Origin of the sequence: Olivibacter sp. LS-1, assembly GCF_008245145.1 — a bacterium.
In the GTDB taxonomy this organism is placed as follows: Bacteria; Bacteroidota; Bacteroidia; order Sphingobacteriales; family Sphingobacteriaceae; genus Olivibacter; species Olivibacter oleidegradans.
Map to the genome: position 1 here is coordinate 1113440 of NZ_CP041643.1, position 16050 is coordinate 1129489.

Sequence of the window (16050 nt, forward strand, 5' to 3'; positions counted from 1 at the left end):
ACCTCAATCTAATATTGTAATTCGCCTTTCAAATTAACGCGAACATGAAAGGGCTGTAAATACGTGTCAACTAAAACTGCAAATTCTCTACGACTTAGTTTTCGTTCCGGATCGTAAGAACCTTTAAATTTAAAGCGTTTTATCCAACCTTTCTCAACTTCAGCATTTAACTCCTCTCCCCTATTGGCAACATACTTTATTAAATCCAATAAGTCACTTAACTTAAATACAGGGATATCTTTGTCTTTAAACCATATCTGACTTCTGGTATATAACTGTTTGATGGGAAATTCGACTTCTTTTGAAGACACCAAACTGTCGGGAGAAAACTGAAAAGAGTTTTCGTTATTTTTATAGACACCCCGCAGGATACCAGTGGCTCCAACTCGTTGGATCTGCGGGTGATGTACATCGGATAAACGGATGTCCTGAAAAGGCATCATAAAACTCTTAAAGGCTAAAAGCTCGCCCTGTAATGTCCTGACATTAATTTTGTCAGAGGTAGTATTAAAAAAAGCACAGTAAGCTGCTGCAGCACCGCAGGCTTGTGCGCGCAACATCAATAGCGGTATCCGCTCTATATTATCGGGGGATAATAGCTTCTCATTCGGTTTTGTTGAGAAATAGTTTCTTAGTGAACTGTCGGGCAACAGATTACTTAGCGGTATATTGAAAATCTGTTTTCCTATTTGTCCGACAGCAACCCCCGTTCTGTATAAAGATGAATCATAGTTGATTTGCTTAACCAGTTCAGAAGGAAAATATTCCTTATCTTTAATATCCTTTTCCTTTAATAAACTTAATAGCGAAGCTTTATCGGTAGCATCTACTATTGCCCTTACTTTTATTTTTTTCCTGTTGCTTAGTGTGATCTGCCATCCTTTACCCGATTTCTCTATAGCAGAAATCGTAAGATTTTTTTTATAAGATAATCGCTTAATCGTGTCTGCGCTGTTTTCAAAAACGTTTTGCGCTATTCTAGGTGCTATATGTTTTTTTGCAGCAAATAATGCAGAATCCGAGATTTCTTTAACATTAGCAATTCCCTTTAAAAAAAATGCCCAGGTCCCAACATCGAGCAAGTGATTGGATGAAATGCTTTTCGTTTCACCTTGTATTAGTGTCCCTCCTATATTGGTTGAATCTACTATCCAATAAGTTTCAACACCGGATTGTGCAGACTGCATGGCTGCAGAAAAAGCATCGGCTCCATGTCCGTATACCAGTACTTGTGGCTTAGGGGGCTTTTTACTTTTTTGTGCCGTTCCCTGAAAGGGTATTGAACAGCATAAAATCAAGAAGAAGAGTCTATTTACCATCTTGCATAGAATGAATTGCTGTTAGGTCTGTTCCGTTTGCCTGCAAGTTACGCAGATGATGAATAATTTCCAATTCTAAATGACTATCGGGAATAATACCTAAAGATAAGTGGGATTGCTTTGGGAGCTTCCTTGGTCGGTTTTACTTAAAAATAGAACGTTTTTTTTGTCACTTTTTTCCGCAAAAAGTAACCAAAAACTCATCACTTGGAACTTTGCTATAAAAGGTAGTGCCTCAACGTGCAAACCGCAAATTTCCTAGGTGATATTTTAGCAGAACGTTGGGCTTTTACTTTTAACCGGACGTATTATTTCTTCAGCCCTAAATATTAGCCCTGTGCGCTGGAAGAATGGCCTTGGAGGATACCGACGTAACGAGCCGCAAAGCATTTGCATGTCTGTTCATACGGCAATATCCAAGCGGATTGAGGAAGTGAAACGGCTCCAATACGCGCCAGCGATGCTTTGCCATCGGTTGCAAGGTAGCCTACATGAGCCTTGATTTTGCTCAACTTTTATCAAGAAAAGTTGATTAAAATAATAGTTCCTTTAATATAAACAATTCATCTATGTGTTAAATCGATCCCTGTTTTAGGTCAAAAAGCCGATAGTCATATTCTTCTAATACTAACACCAAACATACATGAAAAGCGAAATCTCTAAATAATTCATTTAAGCGATAAGCAAACTATTTATTAACAATAACTGTTATATACTTAGTTTGAAATATCATATCAGGAAATTATGAGTACATCTGCATCTATGACGCCACTTTCACAGGTTATGAATAAATTAGCCGCTAAAGGATATGGCGAAGAAATCACGATAAAAAAAGAAGGGGCTTATTTAGGTAACCTGAAATCACCCGTTTACCAACCACAAGACTTAACCATTGTTCGAAATTACCGTTTTGAAGGGGAAAGTGATCCTGCCGATATGTCTGTTTTATATGCCATAGAAACGAAAGATGGTAAAAAAGGATTTCTTTTAAATGCCTATGGTACCTATTCAGATCAAGATGCTGCCGATTACGATGCATTCATACTCGATGTGCCTATTGACGAGAAAGCAGAGCTGGAAGAATTGGGAAATTAGTTCATAATTGATCGGGGGATAACGAATAAGTAACAACTGGGTGCTGATAGCCGATGCAACTACAAATAAACGCCTTTTTTATCAATAAAGTCCAATACTTTATCCGGTAAAAAATACTTTACGCTTTTATGATCTTTTATGGCATTTCGAATAAAGGTGGATGATATTTCCATTAACGGCGTTTCGGTAAAAGTAATTCGGGGATGTTCCGCCCATTCGCCCGCATCATAACCAGGTCTTGGATACACATAAACGAAAAAATCACGTAAAATGATTTCGTAGTTTTTCCACTTCTTCAATGTAACTAGGTTGTCGGAACCCATAATTAAAACGAAATCTTTGGTAGGGTAACGTTCCTTGAGGTGGACTAAGGTGTCAATGGTATAGGAAGGTTGCGTAAGACGGAATTCAATATCACTTGCTCGTATGCGGTCTGTATTGTCAATGGCCAAGTTTACCATTTCCAATCGATCATACATATTCAGAAGGCTATCCTTCCTTTTTAGTGGGTTATGCGGTGAAACCACCAGCCACACCTCCGAAAGGTCGGTATAATTGGCCATGTAATTAGCAATAATTAAATGGCCAATATGAATAGGATTAAATGAACCAAAAAAAAGTCCTATTTTCTGCATTCCGTTAATCGCCTTATTTCAAAAAATCAAGCAATAATTCAGACGCCTCTTGGCACGCTTTGTCAAGATCGTCATTTTTTAGGATAACATCAAACTTCTCTGCATAAGCCAATTCTTTCCCGGCCTTTTCAATGCGCTCCTTAAGTTTCTCTTCTGTATCCGTTCCTCTTCCACGTAATCTTTCTACCAACACATCCAATGAAGGCGGCTGTACAAAAATTGCAAGCGCATTTTCGCCGAATTTTTTCTTTAAATGCAAGCCTCCAATGACGTCAATATCGAAGATAACCGCTTTTCCTTCCATCCAAATGCGTTCTATTTCAGCACGTAGTGTACCATAAAAAGTGCCGGAATATACCTCCTCGAATTCTACAAACTCCTTTTTTGCAATGCGGTGTAAGAACTCTTCTTTAGTGATGAAGTAATAATCCTTTCCATTCACTTCGCCATCACGGGGCTCTCTTGTGCTAGCAGAGATTGAAAAGGCAATCTTGTCATTAAATTTTTCCAGTAACCACTTTACTATTGTTGTTTTTCCAGCGCCTGAGGGTGCGGAGAAGATAATTAGCTTTCCTTCCATCCGGTAATGACAAGTTTATTCTATAAAATATTTAGTAATTGTTCCTTGATTTTTTCCAGCTCTTCCTTCATTTGAACAACCGTCTGCTGAATCTGTGCATTGTTTGCCTTCGATCCAAGCGTATTGATTTCACGTCCCATCTCCTGGGAGATAAAACCTAATTTTTTTCCATTTGCATCCGGTGCAGTCAGGATCTTACCAAAGTACTCGCAATGGCTTCGCAATCTGACCTTTTCCTCTGTTATATCTAACTTATCAATATAAAAAATCAACTCTTGTTCGAAACGATTTTTATCAACATTTTCGCCGCCTACGGCCTCTTCCATATAATTACTGATACGTTCTCTGATTAATGGAATCCGAGCTACTTCTTGGCTTTCTACGGTTAATAGAAGCTCCAAAATGATTTGGTTTCGTTTAAAAAGATCATCTTTGAGAACTTTTCCTTCATCCGACCGGAATTGTTGGAATTTCTCCAATGCTAAATAAAATGTATCCAGCAAATCTTGCCATTCTTCTTCATCGGCAGCCTCTTCGGCGTAGCTTATGACCTCCGGCAAATTCAGTGCTAATTCGAATATATTTTCCGTAGGATCGCCAAGATCTGTTGCAATGGCTTTTAGTTGGTGATAGTAATTTTTCAACAAACCGCCATCAATGGTGGCCGCCTTCGCTGCGGCATCGGCATATTCGACGTTGACCGTTATATTGACCTTCCCCCGTTCAATCAGTTTAGTACACTCGTTACGAAGGAATAACTCTTTTTCAGAGAAAGTTTTAGGTAACTTCAGACTAAGTTCTAAATATTTTGAGTTTAGCGACTTAATTTCTACCGTATATTTCGCTTTGGCACTTTCTTTGGTCCCTAAACCAAATCCGGTCATTGATTTTATCATATGCAAACTTAGATAAAATGCTTGACATTTGCGAACATCAGGTAATGATATCGTTGTTCATCGTAGGTAATTAGCTAATGGGATCATAATGACGGGACAACTGTCGGCAACTGATAGTCACTAGCTAATTTAACATTTTTTAGCACTATTAATGCAAATGATTTGTTATGTTTACCGAGGAGAAGTATGGAGCGCAAAAAACACTTTAAAAGCATATATAACACCGTTCTGACACTATTTTTACTTAGTTTGGGCTCCTTGGTACACGCGCAGGAGACACTTGAGGGAATAGTTCTGGAGAAAGGCACCCCAAAGAGAGTCGCGGAAGCTACAATTACCAATAGAAGGACCTTGGAGAAAGCGATTTCAAACAGTGAGGGCGGTTTTGTCATTCCTGCTAAGGCTGGGGATACGCTTATAGTTACTAAGTATGCCTATTCATCAGAGTATTATCGTATTACCGATCCCAAAAATATTGTGGTAAGTTTAAATCCCACCATTGAATTGGAAACGGTCACTGTTACGGGCAAAACCAGAAAAGAAGAGCTTCAGGATATATTGGAGGATTACGAAAAGCAGACACCCTATGGGGCTCGCAAGCCTAAGGCATTGGCCTACTTCTTTAATCCATTAAGCGCTTTGTATGGTACTTTCAGTCGGTCAGCAAAGAATGCCAGAAGATTCAACAATTATGCGCAGAATGAAATAAAAGAGACTGAGGTCGATAAAAAATTCAATAAATATAATGTTGGCGAGATTACCGGTTTGCAGGGAGATGATCTCATGAATTTTATGTCGCTCTACCGTCCGAGTTACGAGCAGTGTAGGTACTGGAATGAGTACGATATTCGGGATTATCTAAAGGCGTCTCTGGAAAAATTTGAACGCGATGGTAGACCAAAGGCAGAAACCTTGCCGAAGATTCCAATTCCTGAACAACAACTCAATAAAAAGGAATACTAGTTCGTTTGCGAGAGCTGTTTGATTTGTCATTTTCAAACAGCTCTTCTCAGAGATTTAGTAGCCAAAAAGCGTTTTCAGATCAAGCTCTTGCACCGTCCCATATGCTGCGAGATCCGTGTTTTTCACACGTTCTCTGCTTCCTACGATGCAATATGAATAGGCCTTTCCCTTAAACTCACTACGATGAAAATACTGCAGGTCCGAAAAATTCATGTCTTTCACTTCATTATATACTTTCTTACGCATATCATAATCGACACCTAATCGCCGCGCATTTAAGAAAGAATAAATAATGCCATCTTCTGTAATACGGCTGGTTTCGAGCGACCTGAGTAACCCTTCTTTGCTGGTATTGAAGACTTTTTCAGAGGCAGGCAAATCGTGAAGCAGCTCGTTCATTCCTGATATAGCCTCCTTCAGTTTATCCGCCTGTGTGCCTACGTAAGCCAGAATACTGTAACGATCATCCTTCTTACTTGGAGAAGAGTAAACCGCATAGGTAGAATAGGCAAGTGCTTTAGATTCCCGAATCGTTTGAAAAACAATACCGCTCATCCCGCCACCAAAATAGTTATTAAAAAGTTGAATAACCGCCGTTTTATCCGGATCATACACATCAGAATTTCTGAACCAATCGATTTCAGCTTGCACCATATCATAATGTGCAAAATATACTTTTGATTCATTCTGCGTCGTCTTTTCGAACTTTACCGGAGCTGGATAAGCCTTTAGGGGACTGGCTGTAACATGCAAAGCGCTTAATTCACTGCTTAGCGATGCCGTACTCTTAGGGCCATAGTAGATAACCTGATGTTCGTAGTTTATCAGATCGTGCAAAATATCCGTTAATTCACTGGCTTGAACTGCTTCCAGTTCTTCATCTGTTAACACGTAATTAAATGGATTTTTTGCACCATACTGGGCGTAACTCACCAAGCCTTTTAAGATAGCACTTTTATCCAGTTTAGCATCCTCACGTGCTTTCTTCAGACGCGATTTTAAACGCTGCCAAGCTTGTTCATCCGGCTGGCAATTTTTCAATAAATCCTCCAGTAATTGAACCGCCTGTCCGAAATTCTCCTGCAAGCCATCTAAGCTAATGGAGCTAACTTCCGAAGAAACGTTAACATCAAAGGATGATGCAATTTGATAAAAGGCCTTACTGATATCCTCTGCGCTTTTTGTCGATGTACCAATATATTGTAAATATTCGGCGGCAATGGGCAGTAATTTGTTGTGATAGCTACCCATTTCTAATCGATAGCTCAAGCGAAAAATATCGTTCGTTTTATTTTCCACCGACAAGAGCGTTAGCCCATTAATTCGGTCTCGATTAATATCTTTGCCGTAATCGATCCACATAGGAGCGACCGGTGTTTCCGGCATCTCATTCACTTGCTTCAAAAAAGCAGATTGAGCATCTCTGTTCACTTCAACCGGTGTAATTGCCGGTTTCTCAACTTTCTTTATACTTTTATCCTCCCCCTTCTTCTTATAGACGGCGACATAATTATTATTTAAGTATTTCTTTGCGAAAAGCATGATGTCTTGCTTCGTGATTGTCGCCAGTGTACTATTATAAGCGACCATTCGTCGCCAATCTATATCCGATGTAAAGGCATCCATCAGGCTGCTTGCTCTGGATCTGTAGCTTTCGTTCGACTCGATAGTATACTTTTTGGCGTTATTAAGGATGCCAATTAAAAGCTCATCAGAGAACATGCCTGTTTTGAGCTTTTCAATCTCGTCCAGCATCAGCTGTTTTACCTCATCCAATGATTGACCTTTCATAGGCCTTCCTTGCAAGAGTAGCGTACTATAATCTTTGAGTACATAAGGAAAGGCTGCGGCAGAAAGCAGGCGTTGTTTTTTAACTAAATTGAGATCGAATAGACCTGCGTTACCATTGGTAAGAATGCTACCGATCAGCTCTAGTAATTGGGTGTCCTTACTCTGAGATCCCGGAAAGCGGTAGCCAATCATCACACTTTCAGGTGTTGGCCCAACCACTTCCTTAAGAATTGGTGTTACCATTTCCTTTTCAGGTTCAAAGTGGTAGGCCGGTACTTCTTTCTCCTTCATAAAGGAAAAGCCAGTATCGATTTTTTTTATCACGAGATCTGGATTAAAATCTCCCGACATAATGATGGCCATATTATTGGGGACATAGTATGTTCGATAATAATCTCTGATTGCAATTAAAGAAGGATTCTTTAAATGTTCGATTGTCCCTATGGTTGTTTGCTTACCATAGCTGTTTGGAAATAGATTTTCAAACATGGATTCGAATACCTTAGTGCCATCATTATCCAAGCCCCTGTTCTTTTCTTCATAGACAGCCTCCAATTCGGTGTGAAAAATTCTGAAAATCGGATTCCGAAATCGCTCCGCCTGTACGGCTAAAAACTTATCGATGGACGAAGAGGGGATGTTTTCGATGTAAACGGTCTGTTCAAATGATGTAAAAGCGTTGCTCCCTTGCGAACCCATGTTGGCCATCAACTTATCATATTCATTAGCGATAGCGAATTTTGCCGCTTCACCTGAAACTCGGTCAATTTCGGTATAAATCGCTTTTCGTTTCGCTGAGTCGGTTGTTGAATTATATTGCTCATATAATTTATCAATCTGGTTTAGCAAAGGCTGTTCTTTCGACCACGTTAAGGTTCCAAATTTGTCCGTACCTTTAAAGAGTAGATGCTCAAGATAGTGCGCTAAACCGGTATGGCTTGCCGGGTCCGTTTTACTTCCTGCTTTGACCGCTATATAGGTTTGAATTCGTGGTTCTTTCGTAGAAGGACTTAAAATTACGGTAAGACCGTTCTTTAAGGTATAAAATCTAGACTGCGTGGGGTCGTTTGTGACGTAACGGTAAGTATAACCGTCGCTAGTAGCGGTCTTCCATTCGTATGCCTGCTGCCCGAATAAAGTGCCTATGCCTATAAAAAGAAATAGAATGGATAGTATATTTGTATGTTTCATATGTGTGAAATTAACTTGGCCTAAAGTTAATGTTTTAAATCAAAAACTTTTTGGCACTTGGTTTGTATAACTTTTAACGTCATCAAAAAATATTAAAATGAGCATAAAAAAGAACATAGCTATTTTTGGTGTGGCACTGGCTACATCAAGTATGTTATTCACCAGCTGTAATACAGTTAAATCCATGAATAACACCCAAAAAGGTGCAGGTATAGGTGCCGTAGGTGGAGCAGGATTAGGTGCGCTTATTGGTAAAAAAGCAGGTAATACGGCTGTGGGAGCCATCATCGGTGGAGCTCTTGGTGGAGTGGCCGGTGGGCTGATTGGAAAGAAAATGGACAAACAGGCCGCAGAAATTGAGCGGACAGTAGACGGTGCGGAAGTCGTACAAGCAGGTGAAGGTATCATTGTCAAATTCGATTCAGGCATCTTATTCGGATTTGACCAAACAGCCTTAAAGCCGGAAGCCCAAACTAACATTAAGAACTTGGTTAAGTCGTTGAACGACAATCCTGATACCGACATTTTGATTATAGGTCACACTGACAACAAAGGAACAGCGGAGTATAATCAGGGACTATCGGAACGTAGGGCTGCCGCTGTAAAAAATTATGCAGTGGCACAAGGATTATCCTCTAGCCGGGCAAAGACAGAAGGAAAAAGCTTTAATGAGCCAATTGCTGATAATAGTACCGAAGCCGGACGCGCCCAGAATCGACGCGTAGAAATCGTAATTGTTGCTAACGAAAAGATGAAGGAAGAGGCGAAGCAGCAAAGTTCAATGTAGCCTAAAACATTCACTACATACTCAAGAGAGTAAGCGATTTTAAGCTTACTCTTTTTTTGTTTTAAAGGTATTCATAGAAGCTCAGCGCAAAGCTCCCCAGTTGTTCGGGCCTTTATGATCAAGCATAAAGAAAAGCTATAAAAATAGGCTAATAAAAACCTTTCTTTTTTAAAAGCGAAATTCCTGATGGAATTAGCAAGTGATATTTCAAAATCGGCCTATTCTGTTAACTTTGTATCCAACGATGGGAGGGGATAGAAAATGTCTTCTTACTAAGTCCAAGATTGAACGATAACGAATAAACATATTCCAATGAAACTTTTTTTGTTAGATGGTATGGCTCTGATATACCGGGCTCATTTCGCATTAAGTAAAAGTCCTCGCTTTACCTCTACAGGATTGAATACTTCCGCTATTATGGGCTTTACGAATACTTTATTGGAAGTACTAAAAAAGGAAAACCCATCGCACATGGCGGTCGTGTTTGATACCGAAGCGCCAACAGAGCGTCATACCTCTTTCGAGGCGTATAAAGCCCATCGGGAGGCTATGCCCGAAGATTTGGCAGCGGCTATTCCCTATATTTTTCGATTAATTGAAGGTTTCAATATTCCGGTGATTACCATGGACGGTTTTGAGGCCGATGATATTATTGGGACTTTGGCAAAAAAAGCAGAGCAAGCGGGTTTTGAAGTCTTTTGTATGACGCCTGACAAAGATTATGCACAGCTTGTAAGCGATCATATCAAAATTTACAAGCCTGCCCGTATGGGAAACGGACATGAAATACTGGGCGTAAAGGAAGTGTTAGAGAAGTGGGAAATCGAAAGAGTAGAGCAGGTAATTGATATCTTAGGTCTGTGGGGTGATGCGGTTGATAATATACCCGGCATCCCTGGAGTTGGCGAGAAAACAGCAAAAAAATTGATCCAGGATTTTGGATCGGTTGAGGGAATAATTGCCAATAGCGATCAATTGAAAGGAAAGCTAAAAGAAAATATCGAAACCTATGCTGAACAAGGACTTATTTCAAAAAAGCTGGCAACGATTATCCTCGATGTGCCTGTCGAATTTGAGGCTGAAACCTTGATGATAAGGGAGGCCAATAAAGATTTATTGGAGCCGTTATTTGCGGAATTGGAATTCAGAACATTGGGTAAGCGAGTGTTTGGAGAAGAGTTTAATGTCGTAGACAATAAAGTGTCTGCCGGTGGCCAAATGGATCTCTTCTCATCCGGAGAAAGCGCGGCGCCTGCACCTGAAGCAACAATATCGCCTGCTCCGGGAAACCATATCGGTAATACGGAGCATAGTTATACCTTCGTGGATAGCGAGGAAAAACTGAACGAATTGCTGGCACTTTTAGCGAGCCAGAAGTCTTTTTGTTTCGATACGGAAACCACCGGTACCGATGCTAATTGCTGCGAATTAGTTGGACTTAGCTTTTCGGTAGAAAAAGGCCAAGCGTGGTATGTACCCGCATCAGCGGATCAAAAAGAGGCTCATGCATTGGTTCAGCAATTTAAGCCTGTTTTCGAAAACCCTGCGATCGGTAAAATCGGACAAAATCTAAAGTTCGACATATTGGTTTTGAGCTGGTATGATGTGAAGGTTGCAGGTGAGCTTTTTGATACCATGTTGGCTCATTATCTCATTGATCCCGAGACTAGGCATGGAATGGACGTGTTATCGGAAAATTACTTGGGGTATACACCGGTGTCCATTACCACGTTAATCGGCCCAAAAGGCAAAGGGCAATTAAATATGCGCGATGTAGACCCTAAAACGGTTAGCGATTATGCCGCAGAGGATGCGGATATCACTTTACAGCTGAAAGAGATTTTTGAACCCATGCTTATTAAGGTTGAGGCTGATAAGCTGGCACATGAAGTCGAGTTTCCACTTGTACCGGTATTGGTAGATATGGAAAGGGTAGGCGTTCGGATCGATGTGAAGGCGCTATCCGACTTCTCCTTGGCGATACAGAATGAAGTTCAAATACTGGAGGCAAGAATTTATGAGAAGGCAGGTGTGCCTTTTAATATTGCTTCCCCTAAACAGTTAGGAGAGGTCTTATTTGATAAATTGCAGCTTGATCCAAAAGCAAAGAAGACAAAGACAGGTCAATATCAAACGGGAGAGGATGTACTCATGGCGCTTGCCAATAAGAGTGACATTGTGCAGGATATACTGGAATATAGGCAGTTACAAAAGTTGCGATCAACTTATGTTGACGCGCTACCCCAGTTGATCAATACGAAAACCGGACGTGTACATACCTCTTATAACCAGGCGGTGGCCGCAACTGGAAGGTTAAGTTCAAACAACCCCAATCTTCAAAATATCCCGATTCGCACGGAGCGGGGAAGAGAAGTTCGGAAAGCTTTTATCGCACGTGATGACGAGCATGTTATCCTTTCGGCGGATTATTCGCAGATTGAACTTCGCTTAATTGCAGAAATCAGTAAAGATGCCAATATGCTGGATGCTTTTGCAAAGGGCTTGGATATTCACACAGCGACAGCGGCCAAGGTGTACGGCGTAGGTTTGGAGGAAGTTACCGGTAATCAAAGGCGGAATGCAAAGGCGGTGAACTTCGGGATTATTTATGGGCAATCGGCATTTGGTCTGTCGCAAAGCTTAGGAATCCCGCGTCGGGAAGCAGCGGATATGATTGAACAATATTTTATTCAGTATCCGGGCATCCGTAATTATATGAATAATACCATCGCCTTTGCTAAAGAGCACGGTTATGTAGAAACGCTGTTAAAACGTCGACGTTACCTGAGGGACATTAATTCGGCCAACGCTACGGTACGAGGTTTTGCAGAGCGAAATGCGATCAATGCCCCTATACAAGGATCGGCTGCCGATTTGATTAAAATTGCGATGATTCACATTCATCAAGATATTCAGCAAGCTAATCTTAAAGGAAAAATGACAATGCAAGTACATGATGAATTGGTGTTTGACGTACCAAGGAATGAGGTTGCAGCGTTTAAGGAAATTATAGAAGCGCGTATGAAGGGAGCTTTAAAAACAGAAGTTCCCATTGTGGTGGAAATTGGTGAAGGGCAAAATTGGCTTGAAGCACACTAGAATGAAAATCAAACAAAAGAAAACGATTTTTAAAATGGGGCTGCTGCTGATCAGCAGTCTATTAATTGGGCCACGCTTAAGGGCGCAAACAGATAGTACGGAAATTAAACCTATCTATTTTGAACAGTTGACGGACGGCACGACGCAGTTCTATTTCGATGAACATTATTTTCTGGTCGATAAATTTTGCCAATTTAAATCCATCGAGCGAGTGGGTAAATATAATATTTCGATCAAAAGCTTCGACGGTCCTTTTACCGATTACAATAACGATGGCAAAGTGATCCTGACAGGGAATTATTTTCAAGGCAAAAAAGAGGGTGTTTTCACGGCCTATTTTGCCAATGGACAGATAAAGTGGACAACTACCTTTAAAAATGGTAAGGCCGAGGGGGTCTCTCGCTATAATTATCCGGATGGCTTGCCGATGCTGGAAATTCTTTATAAAGAGGAGGGAGCTTTTGTCCAAAATTATTGGGATACCAAAAGACGTCAACGCGTGAAAGATGGAAATGGAAAATATGAGTTTTCGGTAAAGGCTGAGGGTTACAACGAATATGGCTACACCTTTACCGACTATCAAGGGAACATTAAATCGGGAAAGCCGGATGGTAATTGGAATATTTTTCTGGTATATCCTAAAAATGAACGCGACTACGCAGGCTATGAGCGATTTGAAGAGGGCGTGTTTAAAGGAGGTTATGATGAAATTACCGGGGTTCCCTATAAGAACGGATCGCGGATACAGATCGGTCCCTCCTTGTTCTTCCTTCAGGCGGAAGGAATGGTCAGCAAGAATTGCACCATAGATGAGAACCAGGATTTTTCTATGTTCATGATGAAGAAACTAGAGACCGCTTTCGCTATTTATGATTCTCGCGGGTTACTCACCGGACCTGCCAAGCTCGAAATAAAGGCGAGTGTTGACAAAACAGGAAGTCTGCGCGAACTGGAGATCGTTAAGGGCTTAGCGGAGAAAGACGGCGATAAAATCATGGCTAATGCCTTACAGAATATCAGTTATTGGATTCCTTCTTACGGCGAGACTGACTATATCGATGATGTTTTTAATATTACTGTAGACGCGATGGTGGACGATGAAAGTGGACGACTCCGCTTTTACAATTTACAAATACAGCGGGAAAAGGGAATATAACGTCAATTAGCTAATGTAATAATTAGCTAATTGATTGATTCTATGCGCAACTTGAGATGCTTGTGCACCTTATCTTTTTTACAAGGTTATCGATTCTCCGATTGCTAGCAAATGAAGGTTTAAACCGGCGGCAGCAAATTTTTGCTTGGCTTCTTCTTCATTGATTTTAATAGGAGGAAAGGTGTTATAGTGTATCCCGATAATATTCTTGCAAGTAACAAAACCAGCGGCTTTAATGGCGTCATCCACGCCCATGGTATAATGGTCTCCGATGGGTAAAATGGCCCAATCCAATTGCTCATCCGCTAAGAGCTTCATCTCCAGCGTCAATGCCGTATCGCCTGCAAAATAGATTTTTTTATCGCCACTTTTGATGAGATATCCCGCGGCTACACCTCCATATTGCTGATCCGGCGTGCCATTGGTATGTAGTGCATACACCATTTTGGCTGTACCAAAAGAGGTTTTTAGGGTACCGCCAAAATTGAACGCAATAATCTTGTCTTGGTTAATGCCTTGCCGACCTACCCAGGCAGCCGTTTCTACGATGGCAACGACAGTGGCATCCGAGTTTTTTTGAATGGCCGCTACATCTGCTACATGATCTTCATGTGCGTGGCTGAGCATAATATAGTCAGGCTTCAGCGTATTGATGTCTATATGTTTTGCTTGTTCATTTGGTGTAATAAAAGGATCGAACAATACATTGGCGCCAGCTAACTCCAAGGCAATCGTGGCATGTCCATAAAATGTTGCTTTCATGTGTTAAAAGTAAAAAGTTAAAAGTAAACCTGCATGCGGTAGGCAGGAAGTAAAAAAGCCTGCCTTCTGTAAAACTGCTCATTACCCGTTATGAGTTGATAGTCATAATTCTTAAAGCGTATAACTTACCACCCATAAGACAAACTATTGACCAAACATACCACCCAAGCCTCCCAACATGTCTTTGGTTGCGGCTTGCATTTCGGTCTGGCTTACATTTTCAGCTTGCTGAAGAGCCTTGTTGATAGCCACCACTAATAACTCTTCCACTTCCTCCAAATCAGCACCTTCGTGGAACGTTGGGTCTATTGTAATCGATTTAATTTCTTTATTGGCGGTTGCAATTACTTTAATCGCTCCTCCCTCCACTTCACCTGACACACTTATTGTGTCGAGGCGTTTTTTAATTTCTTCGGCCTTTTGCTGTGCCTGAAACAATTTATCGAACATATTCTTTTATATTTAGTTGTCTGTTAAAACGTTAAGTAGTTGAGTCGTTAAGTTCCTACTCAACTACTCAACCATTTCCCCACTCAACTAGTCCCTATTCTCCAACATAATCTCCACTACCGTTATAAGCGCCTTGCCTGATAACGGGCATATCCAATATTTTAAATAGATCGTCTAAATGTGTAAGACTTCCGTTCGCCATATTACTTAACAAAACAATGGTAACATCGTTTTTCAAATCTCTAACATATAAGTTTTTAAAACCATGCCACCAACCTGTATGGTATACAACATGCTCCTTTCCTTGCTCAAAGGTACGCCAACCAAAGCCATAATTAAACACACCTTTGATGGACTTTTTGTTATGTGGTGCGTAAGCAGAGTCTTGCCAACTTTGATTGATTAATCGCCCTTCACGCATAGCACGATCAAAAAGAAATAAATCTTCCACGGTGCTATAAATTCCCTTATCGCCCACGGGGCCGTCGTGAAAATTTTGAACAACAGACCTCCGCCAAACCTTGTCATGGCCGACAACATCGGTAGGTATTTTTTCATAATCAGCTTTAGAGTAAACATGCGTATTCTTCATTCCCGCGGGTCTAAAGATATTCTCTTGCATAAATACCGTAAATGATTGACCGCTTACCTTTTCTATAATTGCCCCCAGTATCATAAAGTTGGAGTTGTTGTAATGAAACCGAGTGTCGGGTTTGGCATAGGGTGCCGGCTTACGCTCAGCAAGAATCTTCATAACGTCCATGTTGGTCATCCCTTTTTTCTTATCGGGCCATAGGTCATCCGTAAAATAAACATAATTGATCAAGCCCGATCGATGCGTTAGTAGCATCCGGACGGTAATGCCTTCATAGGGGAAGTCGGGGAAAAACTCCTTCACTTGCTGGTCGAGCTTTAATTTACCCTCTTGTACCAATAGTAAAATACCGGTAGCAGTTAATGGTTTAGAAACCGAAGCCAATTCAAACTGAGAGCGAATCTTCAAGCTGTCCTTACGCAGATAATCAGCCCAACCAAATGCATTTTCGTAAATAATCTTTCCTTTTTTTGCTATCAGTACATTGCCATTAAACGCCGATTTCTTATGAAGTTTCTGCATAAAAGCATCTACCTCTTTATTTGCATCCCGAGGGTGGTATATGAGCTTGATACTATCGGTAATTGCTTGTTCTTTGGCTTGCTGCGCCTTTTTTTCTTCAGCAGAATTGCAAGCGGCGAATATAATAAAGGAAAGGAGTGAAAATAGTAATAATCGTCTCAACACGTAATGAATTTGCTATTAAAAGTACAACATCATAGGAATGGCGA

14 protein-coding genes are annotated in these 16050 nt (G+C 40.8%); 5 read left to right on the plus strand and 9 right to left on the minus strand.

The annotated features are described in order from the left end of the window. Window positions 1–8 precede the first annotated feature (8 nt). Both FKG96_RS04490 and FKG96_RS04495 read right to left on the minus strand, forming a co-directional pair. Complete coding sequence (locus FKG96_RS04490; RefSeq protein ID WP_130854516.1) at window positions 9–1319, minus strand: FAD-dependent oxidoreductase; 1311 nt, start codon at window positions 1317–1319, stop codon at window positions 9–11. A gap of 329 nt (window positions 1320–1648) precedes the next feature. Then, a complete protein-coding gene (locus FKG96_RS04495) occupies window positions 1649–1831 on the minus strand; it encodes a hypothetical protein (RefSeq protein WP_130854515.1) in 183 nt (60 codons plus the stop codon). 232 nt (window positions 1832–2063) lie between these two features. Here FKG96_RS04495 and FKG96_RS04500 point away from each other — a divergent pair, with 232 nt between their 5' ends. Continuing rightward, a complete protein-coding gene (locus FKG96_RS04500) occupies window positions 2064–2414 on the plus strand; it encodes a hypothetical protein (RefSeq protein ID WP_130854514.1) in 351 nt (116 codons plus the stop codon). A gap of 59 nt (window positions 2415–2473) precedes the next feature. On the opposite strand, the gene nadD is transcribed toward FKG96_RS04500, so the two are convergent. From nadD to FKG96_RS04515, 3 genes are read right to left on the minus strand one after another with little or no spacing between them, the layout of a single operon-like run. Continuing rightward, complete coding sequence (gene nadD / locus FKG96_RS04505; protein ID WP_130854513.1) at window positions 2474–3049, minus strand: nicotinate (nicotinamide) nucleotide adenylyltransferase; 576 nt, start codon at window positions 3047–3049, stop codon at window positions 2474–2476. Between the two features lie 13 nt (window positions 3050–3062). Continuing rightward, window positions 3063–3629: a guanylate kinase gene (gmk, locus tag FKG96_RS04510; RefSeq protein WP_013664802.1), complete on the minus strand. Its 567-nt coding sequence runs from the start codon at window positions 3627–3629 to the stop codon at window positions 3063–3065. 20 nt (window positions 3630–3649) lie between these two features. After that, window positions 3650–4525, minus strand: coding sequence for a YicC/YloC family endoribonuclease (locus FKG96_RS04515; protein ID WP_130854512.1), 876 nt, complete (start codon window positions 4523–4525; stop codon window positions 3650–3652). Between the two features lie 186 nt (window positions 4526–4711). On the opposite strand from FKG96_RS04515, the gene FKG96_RS04520 reads away from it, so the two are divergent. Next, window positions 4712–5488, plus strand: a complete 777-nt coding sequence (locus FKG96_RS04520) for a hypothetical protein (RefSeq protein ID WP_013664804.1) — start codon at window positions 4712–4714, stop codon at window positions 5486–5488. A gap of 54 nt (window positions 5489–5542) precedes the next feature. Here the strand turns inward: FKG96_RS04520 and FKG96_RS04525 are convergent, their stop codons facing one another. After that, a complete protein-coding gene (locus FKG96_RS04525; protein WP_130854511.1) occupies window positions 5543–8470 on the minus strand; it encodes a pitrilysin family protein in 2928 nt (975 codons plus the stop codon). Window positions 8471–8567: 97 nt separating this feature from the next. Here FKG96_RS04525 and FKG96_RS04530 point away from each other — a divergent pair, with 97 nt between their 5' ends. The 3 genes from FKG96_RS04530 to FKG96_RS04540 all read left to right on the plus strand — a co-directional run bounded on the left by FKG96_RS04530 (window position 8568) and on the right by FKG96_RS04540 (window position 13512). Continuing rightward, on the plus strand, window positions 8568–9257 hold the full coding sequence (locus FKG96_RS04530) for an OmpA family protein (protein WP_013664806.1): 690 nt from the start codon (window positions 8568–8570) through the stop codon (window positions 9255–9257). 312 nt (window positions 9258–9569) lie between these two features. Further along, window positions 9570–12356, plus strand: coding sequence for a DNA polymerase I (polA, locus tag FKG96_RS04535; RefSeq protein ID WP_130854510.1), 2787 nt, complete (start codon window positions 9570–9572; stop codon window positions 12354–12356). A 1-nt stretch (window position 12357) separates the two neighbouring features. Next, complete coding sequence (locus FKG96_RS04540; protein ID WP_130854509.1) at window positions 12358–13512, plus strand: toxin-antitoxin system YwqK family antitoxin; 1155 nt, start codon at window positions 12358–12360, stop codon at window positions 13510–13512. A 78-nt stretch (window positions 13513–13590) separates the two neighbouring features. On the opposite strand, the gene FKG96_RS04545 is transcribed toward FKG96_RS04540, so the two are convergent. The 3 genes from FKG96_RS04545 to FKG96_RS04555 form a co-directional block, all read right to left on the minus strand. Further along, the gene (locus tag FKG96_RS04545; RefSeq protein WP_130854508.1) at window positions 13591–14274 is read right to left on the minus strand and encodes a metal-dependent hydrolase; all 684 of its coding nucleotides are present in this window, start codon (window positions 14272–14274) and stop codon (window positions 13591–13593) included. Between the two features lie 144 nt (window positions 14275–14418). Continuing rightward, on the minus strand, window positions 14419–14724 hold the full coding sequence (locus tag FKG96_RS04550) for a YbaB/EbfC family nucleoid-associated protein (protein WP_013664810.1): 306 nt from the start codon (window positions 14722–14724) through the stop codon (window positions 14419–14421). Between the two features lie 94 nt (window positions 14725–14818). Then, complete coding sequence (locus FKG96_RS04555; RefSeq protein ID WP_013664811.1) at window positions 14819–16006, minus strand: serine hydrolase; 1188 nt, start codon at window positions 16004–16006, stop codon at window positions 14819–14821. Between the last annotated feature and the right edge of the window lie 44 nt (window positions 16007–16050).

Excerpts from the sequence above, each read along its gene's own strand:
- FKG96_RS04540 (WP_130854509.1), top strand. The coding sequence starts at position 12,358 with ATGAAAATCAAACAAAAGAAAACGATTTTTAAAATGGGGCTGCTGCTG.
- FKG96_RS04545 (WP_130854508.1), bottom strand. The coding sequence starts at position 14,274 with ATGAAAGCAACATTTTATGGACATGCCACGATTGCCTTGGAGTTAGCT.
- gmk (WP_013664802.1), bottom strand. The coding sequence starts at position 3,629 with ATGGAAGGAAAGCTAATTATCTTCTCCGCACCCTCAGGCGCTGGAAAA.
- nadD (WP_130854513.1), bottom strand. The coding sequence starts at position 3,049 with ATGCAGAAAATAGGACTTTTTTTTGGTTCATTTAATCCTATTCATATT.
- FKG96_RS04515 (WP_130854512.1), bottom strand. The coding sequence starts at position 4,525 with ATGATAAAATCAATGACCGGATTTGGTTTAGGGACCAAAGAAAGTGCC.
- FKG96_RS04500 (WP_130854514.1), top strand. The coding sequence starts at position 2,064 with ATGAGTACATCTGCATCTATGACGCCACTTTCACAGGTTATGAATAAA.
- FKG96_RS04520 (WP_013664804.1), top strand. The coding sequence starts at position 4,712 with ATGGAGCGCAAAAAACACTTTAAAAGCATATATAACACCGTTCTGACA.
- FKG96_RS04525 (WP_130854511.1), bottom strand. The coding sequence starts at position 8,470 with ATGAAACATACAAATATACTATCCATTCTATTTCTTTTTATAGGCATA.
- FKG96_RS04530 (WP_013664806.1), top strand. The coding sequence starts at position 8,568 with ATGAGCATAAAAAAGAACATAGCTATTTTTGGTGTGGCACTGGCTACA.
- FKG96_RS04550 (WP_013664810.1), bottom strand. The coding sequence starts at position 14,724 with ATGTTCGATAAATTGTTTCAGGCACAGCAAAAGGCCGAAGAAATTAAA.
- FKG96_RS04490 (WP_130854516.1), bottom strand. The coding sequence starts at position 1,319 with ATGGTAAATAGACTCTTCTTCTTGATTTTATGCTGTTCAATACCCTTT.
- polA (WP_130854510.1), top strand. The coding sequence starts at position 9,570 with ATGAAACTTTTTTTGTTAGATGGTATGGCTCTGATATACCGGGCTCAT.